The organism is Stutzerimonas sp. FeSN7, assembly GCF_030263795.1.
GTDB lineage: Bacteria > Pseudomonadota > Gammaproteobacteria > Pseudomonadales > Pseudomonadaceae > Stutzerimonas > Stutzerimonas stutzeri.
The window spans coordinates 3,256,510-3,273,426 of sequence record NZ_JARPMN010000001.1; the positions used below are offsets into that span (position 1 = coordinate 3,256,510).

15 protein-coding genes and 2 pseudogenes are annotated in these 16,917 nt (G+C 63.3%); 6 read left to right on the plus strand and 11 right to left on the minus strand.

Translation table 11 applies throughout. From position 1 onward, the window contains the following. Positions 1–4 precede the first annotated feature (4 nt). Genes arsA through P5703_RS15455 form a run of 4 tightly spaced genes read right to left on the minus strand, consistent with a single transcriptional unit; the run spans position 5 to position 3,053 of the window. Entirely contained in the window at positions 5–1,765 is a 1,761-nt protein-coding gene (gene arsA, locus P5703_RS15440; protein ID WP_023842654.1) for an arsenical pump-driving ATPase, read from the minus strand. Positions 1,766–1,785: 20 nt separating this feature from the next. Then, positions 1,786–2,154, minus strand: a complete 369-nt coding sequence (arsD, locus tag P5703_RS15445; protein WP_285587931.1) for an arsenite efflux transporter metallochaperone ArsD — start codon at positions 2,152–2,154, stop codon at positions 1,786–1,788. 42 nt (positions 2,155–2,196) lie between these two features. Further along, a complete protein-coding gene (locus tag P5703_RS15450) occupies positions 2,197–2,676 on the minus strand; it encodes an arsenate reductase ArsC (protein WP_285587934.1) in 480 nt (159 codons plus the stop codon). Continuing rightward, positions 2,673–3,053, minus strand: coding sequence for an ArsR/SmtB family transcription factor (locus P5703_RS15455; RefSeq protein WP_285587937.1), 381 nt, complete (start codon positions 3,051–3,053; stop codon positions 2,673–2,675). Before P5703_RS15455 ends, P5703_RS15450 begins: the two co-directional genes overlap by 4 nt. A gap of 183 nt (positions 3,054–3,236) precedes the next feature. Here P5703_RS15455 and P5703_RS15460 point away from each other — a divergent pair, with 183 nt between their 5' ends. Beyond that, entirely contained in the window at positions 3,237–3,800 is a 564-nt protein-coding gene (locus P5703_RS15460) for a recombinase family protein (RefSeq protein WP_236183280.1), read from the plus strand. Here the strand turns inward: P5703_RS15460 and mobH are convergent. The 3 genes from mobH to P5703_RS15475 form a co-directional block, all read right to left on the minus strand. Continuing rightward, positions 3,797–5,653, minus strand: coding sequence for a MobH family relaxase (mobH, locus tag P5703_RS15465; RefSeq protein ID WP_285587945.1), 1,857 nt, complete (start codon positions 5,651–5,653; stop codon positions 3,797–3,799). The genes P5703_RS15460 and mobH overlap by 4 nt on opposite strands. Before the next feature lie 203 nt (positions 5,654–5,856). After that, positions 5,857–6,777, minus strand: a complete 921-nt coding sequence (locus P5703_RS15470; RefSeq protein WP_124075060.1) for a nucleotidyl transferase AbiEii/AbiGii toxin family protein — start codon at positions 6,775–6,777, stop codon at positions 5,857–5,859. After that, positions 6,770–7,528 carry a type IV toxin-antitoxin system AbiEi family antitoxin domain-containing protein gene (locus P5703_RS15475; protein ID WP_031754973.1) on the minus strand — a complete coding sequence of 253 codons (759 nt, stop codon included), beginning with the start codon at positions 7,526–7,528 and terminating at the stop codon, positions 6,770–6,772. Before P5703_RS15475 ends, P5703_RS15470 begins: the two co-directional genes overlap by 8 nt. A gap of 125 nt (positions 7,529–7,653) precedes the next feature. On the opposite strand from P5703_RS15475, the pseudogene P5703_RS15480 reads away from it, so the two are divergent. Continuing rightward, positions 7,654–8,744: pseudogene (locus P5703_RS15480) on the plus strand (IS5-like element ISPa8 family transposase). A 154-nt stretch (positions 8,745–8,898) separates the two neighbouring features. Here the strand turns inward: P5703_RS15480 and P5703_RS15485 are convergent. The 3 genes from P5703_RS15485 to P5703_RS15495 are packed head-to-tail and all read right to left on the minus strand — an operon-like array spanning position 8,899 to position 12,788. After that, positions 8,899–11,163: a TonB-dependent receptor gene (locus P5703_RS15485; protein WP_201266547.1), complete on the minus strand. Its 2,265-nt coding sequence runs from the start codon at positions 11,161–11,163 to the stop codon at positions 8,899–8,901. A gap of 22 nt (positions 11,164–11,185) precedes the next feature. Continuing rightward, positions 11,186–12,415 carry an MFS transporter gene (locus P5703_RS15490; protein ID WP_124075433.1) on the minus strand — a complete coding sequence of 410 codons (1,230 nt, stop codon included), beginning with the start codon at positions 12,413–12,415 and terminating at the stop codon, positions 11,186–11,188. Beyond that, positions 12,399–12,788 (minus strand): hypothetical protein, encoded by a 390-nt coding sequence (locus tag P5703_RS15495; RefSeq protein ID WP_124075432.1) that lies wholly within the window; start codon positions 12,786–12,788, stop codon positions 12,399–12,401. The genes P5703_RS15490 and P5703_RS15495 overlap by 17 nt, the downstream gene beginning before the upstream one ends. Positions 12,789–12,934: 146 nt before the next feature. Between P5703_RS15495 and P5703_RS15500 the strand changes: the two genes are divergently transcribed. Continuing rightward, positions 12,935–13,918 carry an AraC family transcriptional regulator gene (locus tag P5703_RS15500; protein ID WP_124075431.1) on the plus strand — a complete coding sequence of 328 codons (984 nt, stop codon included), beginning with the start codon at positions 12,935–12,937 and terminating at the stop codon, positions 13,916–13,918. 128 nt (positions 13,919–14,046) lie between these two features. After that, complete coding sequence (locus P5703_RS15505; RefSeq protein WP_093985076.1) at positions 14,047–14,391, plus strand: HopJ type III effector protein; 345 nt, start codon at positions 14,047–14,049, stop codon at positions 14,389–14,391. Positions 14,392–14,403: 12 nt separating this feature from the next. On the opposite strand, the gene P5703_RS15510 is transcribed toward P5703_RS15505, so the two are convergent. After that, the gene (locus P5703_RS15510; protein WP_124075434.1) at positions 14,404–15,249 is read right to left on the minus strand and encodes a LysR family transcriptional regulator ArgP; all 846 of its coding nucleotides are present in this window, start codon (positions 15,247–15,249) and stop codon (positions 14,404–14,406) included. Here P5703_RS15510 and P5703_RS15515 point away from each other — a divergent pair. Further along, positions 15,145–16,223, plus strand: a pseudogene (locus P5703_RS15515) (IS5 family transposase). The gene P5703_RS15510 and the pseudogene P5703_RS15515 overlap by 105 nt on opposite strands. Before the next feature lie 321 nt (positions 16,224–16,544). Beyond that, positions 16,545–16,916, plus strand: a complete 372-nt coding sequence (locus P5703_RS15520) for a DUF3742 family protein (protein WP_013982148.1) — start codon at positions 16,545–16,547, stop codon at positions 16,914–16,916. Position 16,917 lies beyond the last annotated feature (1 nt).

Here is a 16,917-nt window from a genome sequence, read left to right on the forward strand (position 1 = left end):
TCTCCTATGCTTGAGGATGGATGAGCGCACGCAGTCGTTCTGCACCGATCGGTTCTTCCTTCAGAAGCGGAACAACCGCGTAACGGTCCGCATGCTGATTCGCCACGGCGCTGATTTCGTGTAGCTCGTTGGCCGCACGCTGACGCAGTAACGGCGACTTGGCCGAGGCTGCCGCCACGCTGGTATTGATGATCCAGGCCCACGGCTCGATCCCGGCACGGCGCAAATCAGCTTGCAGGTTGGCGGCCTCCAGTACAGGCGTCGTCTCCGCCAACGTGACGACGAGTACCTTCGTTTGTTTCGGATCCTGCAATTGCATCATCGGCGTCGTGAAGTGCACACCGGTCTTGCCCATTTGTCGTGACACTTCGCGGTGATACGCGCCCGTCGCGTCGAGCAGTAGCAAGGTGTGCCCGGTCGGAGCCGTGTCCATGACAACGAACTTTTTCCCAGCCTCGCGAATGATGCGTGAGAACGCCTGGAAGACCGCAATCTCTTCCGTGCAGGGCGAACGCAGATCCTCTTCCAACAGCGCGCGGCCTTCGGCATCGAGTTGAGCGCCCTTGGTTTCCAGGACGTGCTGGCGATAGCGCTCGGTCTCGGCATGCGGATCGATTCGGCTCACAGTCAGATTGTCGAGCGAGGAATCCAGTGTGTCGGTCAAGTGGGCAGCAGGATCGGAGGTCGTCAGATGCACCGGCAAGCCGCGATGCGCCAGTTCGACCGCGATGGCGGCCGCCAGGGTTGTCTTGCCTACTCCACCCTTGCCCATCAACATGACCAGCCCGTGTCCATCCGCCGCGATGCCGTCGATCAACTCGGCCACGCTTGGCTCGTCGAGTTCGATCGGGGAATCAACCGCTGCGGGTGCTTGTGGAGGAAGGTCGGTCAGTAACTGCCGCAGTGCTTCAAGGCCGACGAGATTGAAGGGCTTAAGTTCTACGTGATCACGCGGAAGCGCAGTCAACGTAGCCGGGATGTTCTTCAGCGCCGTTTGTTCCCGTTCGTGGATTGCAGCGGCGAGTGGGTCGGTAGCGGCTTCAATGTGAGGCAGGATGCCGTTGATGACGAGATGTTGCTGTTTGAGGCCTATAGCGGCCAGTTCTTCGTGGGTTCGGGCGACCTCGCGCAAGGTCGCCTGCTGGGCGCGAGCGACTAGCACCAAGCGGGTTTGCAGCGGATCAGCCAAGGCTTCAACAGCCGCCTTGTACTGAGTACGCTGCTTTTCCAGACCGGCCAGCGGGCCTAGGCACGAGGCATCGCCCTTGCCGGCTTCCAGGAAACCGCTCCACGCGCCCGGCAGTTGCAGCAAGCGGATGGTATGGCCGGTAGGTGCCGTATCAAAGATGATGTGCTCGTAATCAGCCGTGAGTGCCGCGTTGGTCAGTAGCGCAGTGAACTCGTCAAATGCGGCAATTTCGGTGGTACACGCGCCGGACAACGATTCCTCGATGCCCTTCACCACGTCATCAGGAAGCACGCCGCGGACAGGGCCAACCAGGCGCTCCCGATAGGCACTGGCCGCTGCCTCGGGATCAATCTCCAGAGCAGAAAGACGTGGAACCGCCGGAATCGGTGTGACGCGATTACCGATATCGACACCAAATACCTGCCCGACGTTGGATGCCGGGTCAGTACTAACCAGGAGGACGCGCTTTCCGGCTTCGGCCAACTGAATGGCCGTGGCACAGGCAATCGAGGTCTTGCCGACGCCGCCCTTGCCTGTGAAAAACAGAAAGCGGGGAGGAATTTGCAGGAATTTCATCATCATTTTCTCCATGTTGTTCAGCAGCAGCCACGCGGGCCGGAGCAGCAACCGCCCGTTGTCGGTTTGGCGGCGTCTGCCGGTTGATCAATGCCGATCCAGAGGGCCAATTCAGCCCGCTTTGGATAACGCCCCGCGAGGGCCACTTCACCATCGACCAGGATCAGTGGCAGAGCATCCTGACCGGAGCGCTGCAAAAATCCTTTTACGGTCGCATTGTCGGCAAACATCTGTGGCTGCTGCGCCAGGTTGTAGCGCTCGATGTACGCGCCGTTCTGCTTCGCCCAATCGACATCAGCGGCAAAAGTCACCAGGGCTTGGTCAACATCCACGCCGCAGACGCCGGTGCTGCAACACAGCGATGGGTCAAACACTTCGATCCTCTTCATTTAAAACCTCCATCAAGTATTGAAATAACAGTCAAATAAAAACTACGCTGAAAGCGCTCCAATCCGATCCAGTTCCACCTTCAAGCGTGTCCGGTCGTGTACAAGTTGCTCCAACGGCAGCGCGAGGAAGGCTTCGATGCGACGTCGCAAGATACGGTAGGCCGTCGTGAACGCGGCTTCGATTTCCGCTTCGGTCCCTGTGGCATGAGCGGGATCGTCAACACCCCAATGCGCACGCAGTACCGGACCAAGATAAGCCGGGCAGGTTTCCCCGGCAGCATTTGCGCACACAGTGATGACCACATCCGGGGCCAGCGGCAGGTTGTCCCATGATTTGCTGTGCAGTTCGCCCGTGTCGATACCTTCATGTGTCAGGAGCGACAGGGAACGCGGATGGACCGTCCCGGTCGGCTGACTTCCCGCACTCATCGCTTTCCAGCCTGTCGGAGCCAAGTGGTTGAAGGTCGCTTCCGCCAGGATGGAACGACAGGAGTTACCGGTACAAAGAAACAGAATATTCATGTTGTCGCTTTCGCTGGAGTGGGTGACAGGAGCGGCAAGAACTCCTCGGAACACTTCGAGGCGGTACGCAGTTCAAGGCATTGATCGGGGCTACCCGAACAGCATTCTTCGGTGAGGTACGCAATCAAATCCAACATTAACGGGATGTCCGCTCGGTAACGTTGGAAGCGACCCTCCTGCTCAACCGTCACCAGATGAGCTTGTGACAGCACCTTGAGGTGAAATGAAAGGTTGGCCGGCGGTATGTCCAGCGCGTTAGCAATCTCGCCTGCCACCATGCCGCCCGGCCCCTTCTTGACCAACAGCCTGAACACATCCAAGCGCAGGCCCGAGGAGAGGGATTCGAAGATCGATGTTGCGGCTTGCTTTTTCATCATCAAATAATACTACAACTATCGAAATTATGCAATCATGTCATCGTGTCCGATTAGGCTATGCCCTAACCTGACGTCAGGACAGCCTACCCAGAAACGTCCGGATAGACTCCATCGCTTAATTTATTGACACAGGCTGCTCAAGGTCATAGATTTATTCCTGACACTTTTCTGTTTGGGGGCATCTTGCAAGGTCAACGTATCGGCTACGTCCGGGTCAGCAGCTTCGACCAAAACCCGGAGCGGCAACTGGAACAGGTCGAAGTCGGAAAGGTATTCACCGACAAGGCATCGGGCAAGGACACCCAGCGCCCAGAACTTGACTCGCTGCTGGCCTTCGTGCGCGAAGGAGATACGGTGGTGGTGCACAGCATGGATCGCTTGGCCCGCAACCTCGATGACCTGCGCCGCCTTGTGCAAAAGCTGACCAAGCGCGGTGTGCGCATCGAGTTCGTCAAAGAATGCCTGACCTTCACCGGCGAGGATTCGCCGATGGCGAACTTGATGTTGTCGGTCATGGGCGCGTTCGCCGAGTTCGAGCGAGCATTGATCCGCGAGCGGCAGAGGGAAGGCATCGCGCTCGCCAAACAGCGCGGAGCTTACAGGGGCCGCAAGAAAGCGCTTTCGCCCGAACGCGCCGCTGAACTTCTGCAACGCGTCAAGGCCGGCGAACAAAAGGCAAAGCTGGCCCGTGAATTTGGCATCAGCCGCGAAACGTTGTACCAGTACCTGCGCGAAATTGGAGCTTAACGTGCTTTATTTTCCGTTTTCTGAGACGACCCCTCCTTGCCCCCAAGGGCTGAATCTTCGCGCTTTGCGGCCTCGTTGAGGAGCCGCAGGTATGGGTTGTCTGGCGGCGTCTCCCGGAACAGCGCCTCCGGGCTGGCGAGCAGATAGCCGTGCAGCCGGCGCGACTTGCGCGGCCCCGTGACTTCGCAGGTCCAGATGTTCAGCCCGCTCGGCTGCTTGCGGTGCTGTCCCAGCTTCTCGAAGCGCTTCTGTACCCACTGCCACCCCTCCAGCTTCTCCTGCTTGGCCAGCGCGGCGACTTGAAGGCACTCCTGCGCGTAGCGCTGGAACACGCCGGGGCTGACGAGATAGGTCGTACCGGCGACGGTATGCACCAGGGCCTTGGCGTCGTTGATGATGAGCTTGCGCGTCTGGATGCTCTGACGCAGCCAGGCCATGAAGTGCGCCCCGGAGGGCTCCGCGCGATCCTGGGAAGGCGCGAGGCTCATCTGCGGCGGGGGCACGGTCGAAGGGGCCGGCTCGGCCTCGGCGATCTCCGGCGCTGTGGATGGAGCAGTGTCGCCCAGCAGGTCGAGCAGCGCGGCCACGCCGATGTCCGTGGCTGCGGATGCGATCGGCGCCGTGCTCGCGGATGCAGCTTCGATGCCTTCGGCGCGCGGCCCATCGGCCACCGTTGTCGCCTGCGGCGTCGGCTCCGCCTGTTCCTCTTCGACCTGCACACGGCCTGCGAACGGCGCCGGCCGGTCGGCGGCATCCCAGATCATCGCCGGCGAGAGTTTCAGGAAGGTGAAGGCGTGCGACCAGCCGGCGTCGCTGGTGACAGAAGCCTTCCAGATCGCCTTGCCATCCGGCGTTGGCTGCACGATGCCGTGATCCTGCAGCACGTTGAACACCGCCGTGTTGCTCGCCGGAATGCCGTCGATGCCTTGCGATAGCAGATGTGCGCGCAGCTTGTCGGAGACGGTCTTGCTCACCAGCCACAAGGCGTCTTGGGTCAGCCAACCGTCCGCCGGGCCGGCCTGGTTCAGCTTGAACGCTTCCTTGAGCAGGTAGCGCAAGCCGTCGAGCAATTTGCGTTGCAGAGCATGCTTGGGCGCCACCAGCGCCTTGCTGGGATCGCCGCCGAGTTCTTGGGCGACCGATGCCTGGTCGGCCTGCACGACCAGCTCGCCGAGCGTGCCGGCGTGCTCGTACTGGCCGGCCAGCACGTACAGCAGCGCGGCCCAGAGGTCGGAATAGCCGCTGAGCCAGTCGAAGATGTCCCGATCGAGAAGGCGCGCGTAGAGCAGCCCGGTGGCGGCGCTATGCAGGCGGTACTCGCGCTCCTTTCGGTAACGGAAGCGGTAGGGCTTTCGCAGCGGGCCGTGCCAGGGATGCCAGACGCTGCCGTCGGCATGTTCGACGTGCAGATCGACGGCAATCTTGCCGATGTCGTGCAGCAGGGCCGCGTAGGCCGTGCCTGCGGTCCAGGCTTCGGCCTGGACCGCCTGTGCCTCCGGCGTGACGCCCGCAGGCAGCAGGTATGACTGCCGCAGTTTCAACGCATAGGCGACGATCTCCAGGCCGTGGTCCAGCATGCCGCCCGGATAGGCGTGGTGGTGGTTCTCGGAGGCCGGGAACTGCTGGACCAGCTCGGCGTAGCGCTCCAGTGGGGCGAGGTAGAGCGTGGCGAACTGTCGGCGCGAGAGCGATGTGCGCTGCCAGATGTGTTCCAGCAGCTTCTGCCGACGCGGCGTGGCCAGCAGCGATGCGGCCGACTCCGGCCGCATCAACCCTTTCGGAGTTTCGATGGCGGATGTGGGCGGTGTGCCGGCGGTGGGTGGCACCCGTTTGCGCTGGAACAGCGAGAGCATGGCGAACCCCGGATGACGGACTGCTCGGGGGCGCCTTTTGGCCTTTTCAGGATAGGGCCTTTCCCCTTGGCGCCCTTCCTTTGCCCCTTCCCAACCCTTTGGCCTTTGTCGGAAGCCTTTGGGTATAGGGCCGCTGCTGCGCGGGCGCCACGATGAATGCGGCATGGGGCAATCCCGGCAAGTGGGGCGCTGCGGGACGCTCGTCAGCTCTGGCCCAAGCCGGTGTCGAGGGCGGCGGATTGCGCTGCGAAGTCGTCGGGACGGCGCTTGCGGAAGGTTTCGAGATTGGCGAGCTTCCAGCGCAGCGCCGGCAGTTGAGCGGCATGCTGGCATTGCACCAGCGACCAGTCCGGCTCTGCGCGCGCCAGCCCGCTCAGAAACTGCTTGTGCGCGGTGCTCAGTCGCTGTGGCAGCTCGCGCCGCATCCTGGCGCGAGCGTCGAGCAGTGTCTCCAGGGAGCAGTCCACTTCGGTCATGCCGACAAAGGCCCGCTCGTACTCGCCGGCGATGTCCTTGTCGTTGCCGAACAGCACTTCGTGGGGCGGCCGGTTGTGGCCCGCCAGATAGATCACGAAGCACTCGACCATGCCGTCGCTGATGTCGCCCGACTCAAAGAGCTGCCACACGTCGAACAGGTCGCGGGGGTGCTGCCGATCCAGCGCAGCCACCAGCTTGCTGGCGTACAGCTCGTCCGGTGCCAGAACCGGCAGCTCGAACTCGACGCCGAACAGATCGCTGGTCTTGGCACTCAGCGGCCGCCGCTCCACGGGCAGCACGCTGCCTCGGAACACGACGTTGACCTCGATCTTCACCTGGTTGGCGTCGTTCTCGACGATCAGCTTGGTGTCCCCCAGATCCTTGGCGCGAACCAGGCGTGTCTGCACGCCCAGTGGTGCAACGCGCGTGGCGATGGCGGCCAGCTCCTGGTTGATGGCTTGCAGCGCTTCGTCGCGCGGCGTCTGCCACGGGAGGTACACCACGTCGATGTCCACCGACAGGCGCGGCATGTCCCGCACGAAGAGGTTGATGGCCGTGCCGCCCTTCATAGCGAAGATGTCGTTGGCGAACACGTCGGGCGCGACGGCCAGCAGCAGGCGAACGGTGTCCGCGTAGGTCTTATCCATGAGGTCTCAGGCTCAGCAAGGTGCCGTCATCGAGCCGGCTCATCCAGCGCGTGTTGCTGCCGGTGCGAACCGGGTACTGCTCCAGCAGGGCATCGACATCCACGAGGCTGGTCTCGCGCGCCCAGGTGAGGAACAGGCGCACGGCCTTCACGCTGGTGCAGCAGGACAGCAGTTGTCCGAGCAAGTCCTTGCGGGGGGAACGCAGTCCATCAAAGAGGTTGCGGGCCTCTTCGAGGCTCTGCTTGACGCCGGCTTCGTACAGCAGTTCCAGAACGGCACGCTCGGAGGCAGCCACCCGCAGATCCTCGGGCAGGCCAGGCGGCGTGGTCAGGGTCTTGCTGGCCAGCGCCGTGTCCGGCCAGTCGAACAGGCGGGCGTGGACGTAGCGGGCCGGAAAGCGCGAGGTGAACCAAGCTGGCAACGCGAAACGACCGTCGCCCCACAGCACCAGCGTCTCCCGGCTGCCCAGGTTGTGCCGCACGCCCTGCAGGGCCAGGGCGCTCTTGCCGCCGACGTGCAGGCCGGGCACGCGCTGTTGCAGGAATTTCAGCGCACCGTAGACCCCGAACTCATCGTTCGGGAAGGCATAGACGCCATGGGCCAGGCGCACGAGCCACCCGCCGTCGGCATAGTGGGCGGCGAGCTGGGGCGACACCCCGAACTGGCTCAGGGTGGCAAGGTCGAACGGCGCCCCGCGGGGGAGTCCCGCCTGCAGCCGCTTGATTACCTGGTGCCTAGAATTTCCATCCATGCTATAAAAATAGCACGGAATCAAATCAGCCTCTAGCAGCTTGTTGAAATTCGCCTACGGCCTGTCTGACTTTGCCGTGTAAGGTTTACGATATCGGCTCCAATCTGCCGGGAACCCCGATTTCCATGCGTGGCGCCGATATCACTCAGGAATCCTTGTTCACTGTCGCCAAGCTCGATGACTTCGTGCCAGCGACTCACCCCCTGCGCGCCATCCGCAAGCTGGCAGACACCGCTCTGCAGCGGATGAGCGCCCTGTTCGACACCTTGTATGCCGACACCGGCCGCGCCTCGATCGCCCCCGAGAAGCTGATGCGGGCGCAGTTGCTGCAGTTGTTCTACTCGCTGCGCAGCGAGCGGATGCTGATGGAGCAGCTGGGCTACAACCTGCTGTTCCGCTGGTTCGTCGGCCTGGCCATTGATGATCCGGTGTGGGATCACTCGGTCTTCTCGAAGAATCGTGACCGCCTCAATGCTCAGGCAGTGGCCGCTGAGTTTCTGAGCGAGGTGGTACGCCTGGCGGAGAAGCAGGGGCTGATCTCGGATGAGCACTTCTCGGTCGACGGCACATTGCTGCAAGCCTGGGCCTCTCAGAAGAGTTTCCGTCCCAAGGACGATACGCCAGACGACCCGGGCCCCGGCCCGCGCAATGCCCCGCCGGACTTCAAGGGGCACAAGCGCAGCAACGACACCCACGCCTCGACCAGCGATCCGGATGCCCGGCTGTACCGCAAGAGCCACAACACCGGCGCGCAGCTGAGTTACATGGGGCATGTGCTGATGGAGCACCGCAGTGGCCTGGTGCGCAGTGCTCATGTGACTCTGGCCGGTGGCCATGGCGAACGCGAAGCCGCGCTGGCGATGCTGAGCAAGCTGGGTGGTCGCCGTCGGCGCACCCTGGCCGCGGACAAGGCTTACGACACGGCAGACTTCGTGGCCGCCTGTCGTGCCCTCGGCGTGACACCCCATGTTGCGCAGAACACCAATGGTCGGCGCAGCGCCATCGATGGCCGTACCACGCGCACGCCGGCTATGGTCTGAGCCTGAAGATTCGCGCCTGGATCGATACCCACTTCGGCTGGCTCAAGGCGGCGGCCGGGCTGCGCCAGGTGAAGCAACGCGGACTTGAGCGTGTCGACGCGCTGTTCCAGCTGGCCATGGCGGCAAGCAACCTGGTGCGCCTGCCGAAGCTGCTGGCTACAGGCTCAATGGCATGAGCGCGTTGACGGGGAAGGTGCGCCTGGAGCACGCCAAATCGGGCTATTTCCATCGATTGGCGCCCTAAACGGGAAGTAAACGAGCGCGACCGCTGCTGCCAGAAGCAGTGGGCGTAATCATCGCGGCGAATTTCAACAGGCTGATAAAGCTGAATCAATACCTTGTGCTGTAGCTGAAAGATAGTGTTCTACCGGCTGCCGGCAGGCTGGAAAGCTTGCCGTAGGTAGCCTCGGCCTGTTGGCTGTAGACGCTCTTGTAGTCGCGGTCGGTCAGGTTATAGACACCGAAGCCGACCTCGCCACCGAACCAGGGTGCATGGGCGATCAGGTCGACCACTGTGTAGCCCTGAATCTTCGCCGAGGGATTGGCGCGGACCGTTGGGCTCACCGCCGCCACTTGCGCGTCGTCATAGGCGCTGTCGCTGCCGCCTACGCTAAGCGCCTGCAGGCGCACGCTGTAGCCATTGAGGAAATCCCAGTCACTGTAGACGGTGCCCTTCAGCGGCGACACGCGGAAAGCGTTCAGCTCGCGCCATTTGCCGGCGGCGTCCTTGTACTGGCCGCGGGTGTAGGCCAGGGTGCCGCCCAGCGTCCAGCCCTCGGCAACCGGCACCTGCAGATTGCCCTCGGCACCCCACACGCGTTCGTCGGTATCGGCCACCGAGACGCTGTAGTCGCGGTTGAACTGCACCACCTTGTCGGAGGTGTTGTAGAACGCGGTCACCCCGGCATTCAGGCCGCGGGCATCGCCCAGGCGCCAGCCCAGTTCGTAGTTATTGACCTTGATCGAATCGATGCTGCTGCTATCGATCGAGAAGTTGGCCGACACGTCGCGCAGCATGCGCTGGGTGTCAGGCAGGCTGAAGCCCTGGGAGAAATTGACGAATACCTGCTGGCTGTCGGTCAACGCATACACCGCGCCGAGGTTGAACAGGGTTTCGCTGTGGCGCACGTTGCCGCCGGCCATTGTCTGCGGCTGATAACCCGGCACACGGTCGGCGGCAATCGCCTCGCCATAGGGAATGGAAGCGTCCACGTCGTTGCCAATGGTCTCGCGACGCACCCCGGCCTGCAGGCTGAGACGCTCGGTGAGCTGGTAGTCGCCCTGCAGGAACAGGCCGGTCTTGCTCACCTCAACGTCCGGGCCCATGGCATAGCGCTGGGCTTCGCGGTAGTTCAGACCGTTGCTGGCGATGAAGGTATTGAGGTCGTAGGACTGCCCGCTCTGGCTGTCCTTTTCCCGTTCGTGATCCAGGCCGTAGGTCAGTTGCAGGTCGCGCCCGGCCAGTTCGAAGCCCTTCTGCAACGCGGTGCGTACACCCCACACATCGATATCGGTGTTGGACTGCAGCGCCACGTAGGTGAAGCCCCCCGGCAGCGCCGGGTGCACCGCGGCCGCCACGGACGGGAACCAGCGCGACTTCTCCTTGCGGTAATAGGCCTCGGCGGTCAATTGCTGGCCCCAGAACAGGTCGCGATTCAGATACTGGACGTTGGCGCCGTAGTGACGGGTACGCGGCTGATCGTCGAGTTGCAGGCCCTTGATGCCTTGCAGGCTCGGCTGGAAAGTCGCCGGGGTGAACAGCGCTGCCAGGCCTGGGCCGTAGTCCGGGCCATAGTCGCTGTCCTGCTCGTCGTTGTAATAGCGCACGCCGGCGCTCAGTTGCTGGTCATCGTCCAGGTGCCAGGTCAGGCGGCCGTTGAAGTCGAAGCTGGTGGTGTCCTGACGGTCGGTCTGGGCGATCTCCGGGCCGATGCGATCACCGTGTGCATCGCGGATCTCGCCCTGATTGGTGTAACTCAGGCCGGCGAAACCGCTGACCGCGCCCTGGTGGAAGGCGGCAGTCTGGGATGCCTCGTAAGCCATGGCGTCACGCGCCGCCTTGCCGGGGGTACGCAGGCCGATGCGGCTGCTGAAGTCACTGCTTTCATCATTGGCGTTGCGCGTGATGATGTTGATCAGGCCACCAGTGGCGCCGGCACCGTAGATGCTGGTGGCACCGGAGATCACCTCGATGCGCTCGATCATCGCCGGGTTGATGCTGTTGAGCTGGCGCGAACCATCACGTGAGCCGGTCAGCGGCACACCGTCGATCATCACCTGCACGGTGCGCCCACGCATGGTCATGCCGTAGTTGCTGGTGGTGCCGCTGCTCGGTGCCAAAGAAGGCACAAGCTGGCCGAGGATATCGGCAGTGGAACGACCGGCGGCGGCCTGCTCGACGACCTGCTCGCGCTCGATGCTGTATACCGTACCGGCGATCTCGGCGATGCTCTTGGCCGAACGAGTGGCGGTGACCACCATTGGACTGAGCTCCTTGACCTGGCTGGCCGTGGTGTCGTCGGCCTGCGCGTGGAGCGCGCCGCTCACCGCCAGGCTGAGCAAGGTGACCTGCATGGATGCCGAAAGATGCCTCATGGTTTCCCCCAAAGAAAGCGCGTCAATGATTGTCGGAGCCGGCCTGGATCGACCGGACGATAGGTTTGCAGAGCAGGACGCTGAGCACTGAAAGTGCGCCCAGCAGCAGGTAATAGGTTTCGTAGCCCAGGCCCTTGGCGAGGAAGCCCGACAGCGAGCCACCTACGAAGAACACCAGCAGCTCGAAGCACACCAGCACGGTGAAGTCGGTGCCGGCCTGCTGCCGCGAACAGAGCTGCATGAACAGGGCGTAGAGGCTGGTCATCGCCAGGTAGCGGATGGCCAGGAGCACCAGCACCATGGTGCCGAGCCACAGCGGTGAGCCGTCGGCCAGGCCGCTGAGCAGCAGCCCGGCGACCGCCAGGTAGGCCAGGCTGCGCAGCCAGCCGGCACGTAGCAGCAGGGTCGCCGCTAGTTGGCGCAGCAGCAGGCGCGCAGCCGCCACGGCGGCGAGCAGCCCGACGCTGGCGCCGGCCACCGACATCAGCAGGCCGATCTGCGTCAACGACCACTGCCGATCCACCAGCATCGGCGTGAGCATGGCCATGGCCGGCGCCTCGACCAGGCGATAGACCAGGATCAGCAGCAGTGCCCAGCGGATTTCCGAGCGTTTGAAGGTGGCAACGAAGCCTGGCCTGGCCGCCTCGATCTGAGCCGACAGGCGATCATCGACCCGCACCACCGCCAGCATGGTCAAGGCACTGAGGCCGGCCAGAGTCAGTAGTGCGCTCTGCCAACCGAGCACCTGGTACAACCACAGCACGCCGGCACCGCCGAACAGGCTGCCCAGGGCCACGCCGATGCTCTGCGCCATGCTGCCCAGGCGATGATCCTCGCTGGCCAGCGACTCCACGGTGTAGCCGTCGATGGCAATGTCCTGAGTGGCGGCGAAGGTGGATATCCACAAGCTCACCAACACGAACAGCAACAGGCCGTGCTCCAGCCCGGTCAACGCCAGCAGCAGAATGCCGGCTACCAGCGCCGTCTGGGTCAGCCACAGCCAGGTGCGGCGACGGCCGAGGCTATGCAGGTAATGGCGGTCGATTAGCGGCGCCCAAAGGAACTTGAGCGCCCAGGGGATGTACAGCAGCGAGAGCATGCCGATCCAGCGCAGGTCGACGCCCTGGCTGCGCAGGATGGCCGGCATCGCCACGTTGAAGAAGTACAGCGGCAGCGCGTGGGCCAGGTACAGCACCACGATCACCGCCAGCGCCAGCCGGGTCACCGGCACCTGCTCAGATGGACGCTGCATGATTCACCATGCGCTCGGCGATCCAGCGATAGCCGTGCGTCCTGTCGAGGGTGACGAAGTACGGCACGCCCCAGGCGGCATGCAGCGCCGGCGTGTCGAGCCGGGCCAGTTCGTCGGCATCGCTGGCGATGCGCACCAGCCCCACGCAGATCTCGCGGAACGCCGCCTTGTGCTGCCTGTACCAGACGCCCTGGATGGCCCGGTAATCCTCGGCGAAGGTACTGCTCTCGCGGGTGGTGGAGATGAAGAAGAACGGCTGGCGGCGTTCGATCAGCTGCTCGATGCCGTCCAGCCACTGGCTTATCTGCGCCGCGTCGACCTGATCGTGAAAGACCGCCTCGACCACCGTCGTTTGCGTGAGGAGCAAACCCATCGCTGTGTGATTCCCATGCTCGTTGGTAACGCAATCAAGACGATTGCGATCTCATTGCACATGAGAATAATTCTGAACAATGTTGCGCGCTTAGGCGAAAAGAAGGAAAAATTAGCCGCAACGAAACTTCCATCGGTCAAGCCAGCATGACGGTCTTCACCTGCGGTCAGCTCAGCAATGTCGCCCACACCCTGGGCGGCAACCTGCATTTCCAGCGCGAGCTACCGGGCGAACAGCCAGTGCTCGACGGCGAACAACAAGTGCAAGTGCTGAGCGAAGGCCTGGTGCTGTACTTCAGCCATAGCCGCGATCTGGTCGACGCCAGCAGCGCCAATCGCCTGGCACCAGGCATCACCGCCGCCTTTCTGCTGCAGGGCGAGGCCGAAGTCAGCCTGCCGCGCCAGCGCCTGCACTTCGACGCCCGCCTTGGTGGCCAGCGCGCCATGCTGGTCAACCTGACCGACGCCGATCAGTTCCAGCGCCACTGGCGCAGCGGCCGCGAAGAAACCAAGGTGTGCTTGAGTATTACCCCCGACTGGCTGCAGCAGGTTGCCCTTAGCAGTCAGCTGCGCAGTGACAACCTGTTGCGTTTCAGTAATAACCACTGGCAGAACCTGCCCTGGCAACCGTCGGTAGATACCCTCCAGCGCGCCCATCAGTTGCTTGAACGTGATGCTGGATTACCGCCTTTGCTGCAGCGCCTGCAGCGCGAGAGTTTCGCCCTGGACCTGGCCAGCGATATTTTGCGCAGCATCGACACGCCGCCAAATAAACGTCTCGGCAGCCACCTGGAACGTTGCCTGGCGCGCCTCAAGGAGTGGCTCAACAGCGGCGAGGCAGACGCCTTGAGCATTGCCGATATGGCCCGCCAGCTCGGTACCAACCCGGTCGACCTGCAGAACGCCTTCCGCAGCCGCAACGGCATTACCATCGCCGCCTACCTGCGTCGCCAGCGTCTGGCACGTGCCTATCAAGCCATGTCCCAGAAAGGGCTATCGGTGGAGGAGGCAACAAGCCTTGCCAACTATGAGCACATCAGCAGTTTCAGTGCTGCCTTCAAACGTCACTATGGCTTCCCACCATCCCTGGTCCGCCTTAAGGCCCGCGTAGCCAATAGTGAAGGTCCCTGAGCCAAGCAACATACAAGCTCAATAATATTGAGTCCATTTGCTCCCGCGCCGGCCGGCTGGCATGCTCGCCGGCCGGCGCGACCTATACTATCGCGCCTACCCTGTCGCCTTTTCCGGGAGCCCTGCGCATGACCGCACTCGAGCACTTTCGTGCCCAATTACACAGTGGCCAGCATCTGTTCAGCCAAACCCTGGCGTTCATTGCCGAACACTATGACTACCAGCCTGCCGCCTTCCGCAACGGCACACTGGACAATCCAGCCGGGCAGAATGAAGGCTCCTGCAAGCTGCTCGGCCTGGCCCTGCTCGAAGGGTTGAGCCTGGAAGAAACCCTGCAGGCCTTTGGTGAGCATTACCGCCAGGTGCTGGGTCACCCGGAGGGCAAGGATCACGGCAATATCCGCGCCCTGATGGATACCGGCCTGGCCGGCGTCAGCTTCAGCAGCCTGCCGCTACAGCGCAAGACCCCCTGAGCCACAGCCCATTTACCAGGCATGCAGGTGTGTCTGGCCATAGTCGCGCAGGGCAGCCGTCAAGCCATCCAGCAAAGCTCCGCCCTGCCGCCAGTAATGCCAGTACAGCGGCACATCAATGAACTGCCCGGGCAGCAACTCGACCAGTTCGCCACCTGCCAGCAACTCACGCACCTGTAGCTCAGGCACCAGCCCCCAACCCAGTCCGGCCAGGGCCAGCTGCACAAAACCCTCCGAAGAGGGACACAGGTGGTGGTTGAAATGCCCATGCACACCGAGCGCGGCCAGATAGCGGTGCTGTAGCTGGTCATCCGGGCCGAATACAATGGCCGGCACCTGCGCCAGCCGGGTGCGCTGCACACCATTGGCAAAATACCGGGCCATGAACGCCGGACTGGCCAGCGCCAGGTAACGCATGCTTCCCAAGGCCAGGCTGCGCGCGCCCGCCACGGGACGCTCTGCTGCGCACAGGCAGGCCGCCACCTCGCCGGCGCGCATACGCTTGAGTCCTACCTGCTGGTCTTCGACCACCAACTCCAACAGTACCTGTTGCTGCGCACAGAAGTCGGCCACCGCCGGCGCCCACCAGGTGGCCAGGCTGTCGGCATTCAAGGCGATGCGCAAACGCTTGGGCTGCTGACTGTCTGCCAGCGCCGGCACCACCCGACGCAGGTCGCGCTCCAGCCAGCGCACCTGCTGGACATGGTTAAGCAGGCGCCTGCCCAACGGGGTAGCCTGCGGCGGCGTGCTGCGTTGCAACACCGGCTGGCCAACCCGCGCCTCCAGCAGCTCGATGACTTCGTGCCAGCGACTCACCCACTGCGCGCCATCCGCAAGCTGGCAGACACCGCTCTGCAGCGGATGAGCGCCCTGTTCGACACCTTGTATGCCGACACCGGCCGCGCCTCGATCGCCCCCGAGAAGCTGATGCGGGCGCAGTTGCTGCAGTTGTTCTACTCGCTGCGCAGCGAGCGGATGCTGATGGAGCAGCTGGGCTACAACCTGCTGTTCCGCTGGTTCGTCGGCCTGGCCATTGATGATCCGGTGTGGGATCACTCGGTCTTCTCGAAGAATCGTGACCGCCTCAATGCTCAGGCAGTGGCCGCTGAGTTTCTGAGCGAGGTGGTACGCCTGGCGGAGAAGCAGGGGCTGATCTCGGATGAGCACTTCTCGGTCGACGGCACATTGCTGCAAGCCTGGGCCTCTCAGAAGAGTTTCCGTCCCAAGGACGATACGCCAGACGACCCGGGCCCCGGCCCGCGCAATGCCCCGCCGGACTTCAAGGGGCACAAGCGCAGCAACGACACCCACGCCTCGACCAGCGATCCGGATGCCCGGCTGTACCGCAAGAGCCACAACACCGGCGCGCAGCTGAGTTACATGGGGCATGTGCTGATGGAGCACCGCAGTGGCCTGGTGCGCAGTGCTCATGTGACTCTGGCCGGTGGCCATGGCGAACGCGAAGCCGCGCTGGCGATGCTGAGCAAGCTGGGTGGTCGCCGTCGACGCACCCTGGCCGCGGACAAGGCTTACGACACGGCAGACTTCGTGGCCGCCTGTCGTGCCCCCGGCGTGACACCCCATGTTGCGCAGAACACCAATGGTCGGCGCAGCGCCATCGATGGCCGTACCACGCGCACGCCGGCTATGGTCTGAGCCTGAAGATTCGCGCCTGGATCGATACCCACTTCGGCTGGCTCAAGGCGGCGGCCGGGCTGCGCCAGGTGAAGCAACGCGGACTTGAGCGTGTCGACGCGCTGTTCCAGCTGGCCATGGCGGCAAGCAACCTGGTGCGCCTGCCGAAGCTGCTGGCTACAGGCTCAATGGCATGAGCGCGTTGACGGGGAAGGTGCGCCTGGAGCACGCCAAATCGGGCTATTTCCATCGATTGGCGCCCTAAACGGGAAGTAAACGAGCGCGACCGCTGCTGCCAGAAGCAGTGGGCGTAATCATCGCGGCGAATTTCAACAGGCTGCTAGAGCTATCGCAAGAACGTGCAGGGAAAGTAGCATAACGTTTGATTTATATTGCAGAATCTAATCGACCTGCGACCGCTCTGCCAGCCGCAACCCGGCCTCCTGATCGCGGTCTATGCTGGAGGGCAAGCCCCAACCGGCCGCTCTTGAGGTGAGGCACCACTGAAACCGAGGCACATGAGCATGACCACCAACACGCACAACAGGCGCTGGAGCCACCGGCTGGGCCGGGGGGCTGGCCGTGCCTGGCGTGGATACCTGCGCCGCGAGCAGCGTGTCGCCGGCTGGCTGGTGACGCGCGGGGTGCCCGCAGGCGCGGCGACGGCGGTGCTCTGGATCGTCAAGCTCGCCGTGCTCGGTGCGCTGCTCTACTCCGCGTTCTGGCTGGCCCTGCTGCTTGCCTTTGCGGTGACTGCTGCATGGCTCGTGCAGCACGACGACCCTGATCAAGAGGAACCGCAACCCGAGTGGAGGGAAGGCCCCAACGGCTTCGGGCTTTATGACAAGAGCGACTGGCGCATCGACCCGCATGTGACCGACGACGACTGAA

Excerpts from the sequence above, each read along its gene's own strand:
- mobH (WP_285587945.1), bottom strand. The coding sequence starts at position 5,653 with ATGCTCTCGCTGTTCCAGCGCAAACGGGTGCCACCCACCGCCGGCACA.
- P5703_RS15490 (WP_124075433.1), bottom strand. The coding sequence starts at position 12,415 with ATGCAGCGTCCATCTGAGCAGGTGCCGGTGACCCGGCTGGCGCTGGCG.
- P5703_RS15495 (WP_124075432.1), bottom strand. The coding sequence starts at position 12,788 with ATGGGTTTGCTCCTCACGCAAACGACGGTGGTCGAGGCGGTCTTTCAC.
- P5703_RS15485 (WP_201266547.1), bottom strand. The coding sequence starts at position 11,163 with ATGAGGCATCTTTCGGCATCCATGCAGGTCACCTTGCTCAGCCTGGCG.
- arsA (WP_023842654.1), bottom strand. The coding sequence starts at position 1,765 with ATGAAATTCCTGCAAATTCCTCCCCGCTTTCTGTTTTTCACAGGCAAG.
- P5703_RS15500 (WP_124075431.1), top strand. The coding sequence starts at position 12,935 with ATGACGGTCTTCACCTGCGGTCAGCTCAGCAATGTCGCCCACACCCTG.
- P5703_RS15505 (WP_093985076.1), top strand. The coding sequence starts at position 14,047 with ATGACCGCACTCGAGCACTTTCGTGCCCAATTACACAGTGGCCAGCAT.
- P5703_RS15520 (WP_013982148.1), top strand. The coding sequence starts at position 16,545 with ATGAGCATGACCACCAACACGCACAACAGGCGCTGGAGCCACCGGCTG.
- P5703_RS15455 (WP_285587937.1), bottom strand. The coding sequence starts at position 3,053 with ATGATGAAAAAGCAAGCCGCAACATCGATCTTCGAATCCCTCTCCTCG.
- P5703_RS15470 (WP_124075060.1), bottom strand. The coding sequence starts at position 6,777 with ATGGATAAGACCTACGCGGACACCGTTCGCCTGCTGCTGGCCGTCGCG.
- P5703_RS15450 (WP_285587934.1), bottom strand. The coding sequence starts at position 2,676 with ATGAATATTCTGTTTCTTTGTACCGGTAACTCCTGTCGTTCCATCCTG.
- P5703_RS15475 (WP_031754973.1), bottom strand. The coding sequence starts at position 7,528 with ATGGATGGAAATTCTAGGCACCAGGTAATCAAGCGGCTGCAGGCGGGA.
- arsD (WP_285587931.1), bottom strand. The coding sequence starts at position 2,154 with ATGAAGAGGATCGAAGTGTTTGACCCATCGCTGTGTTGCAGCACCGGC.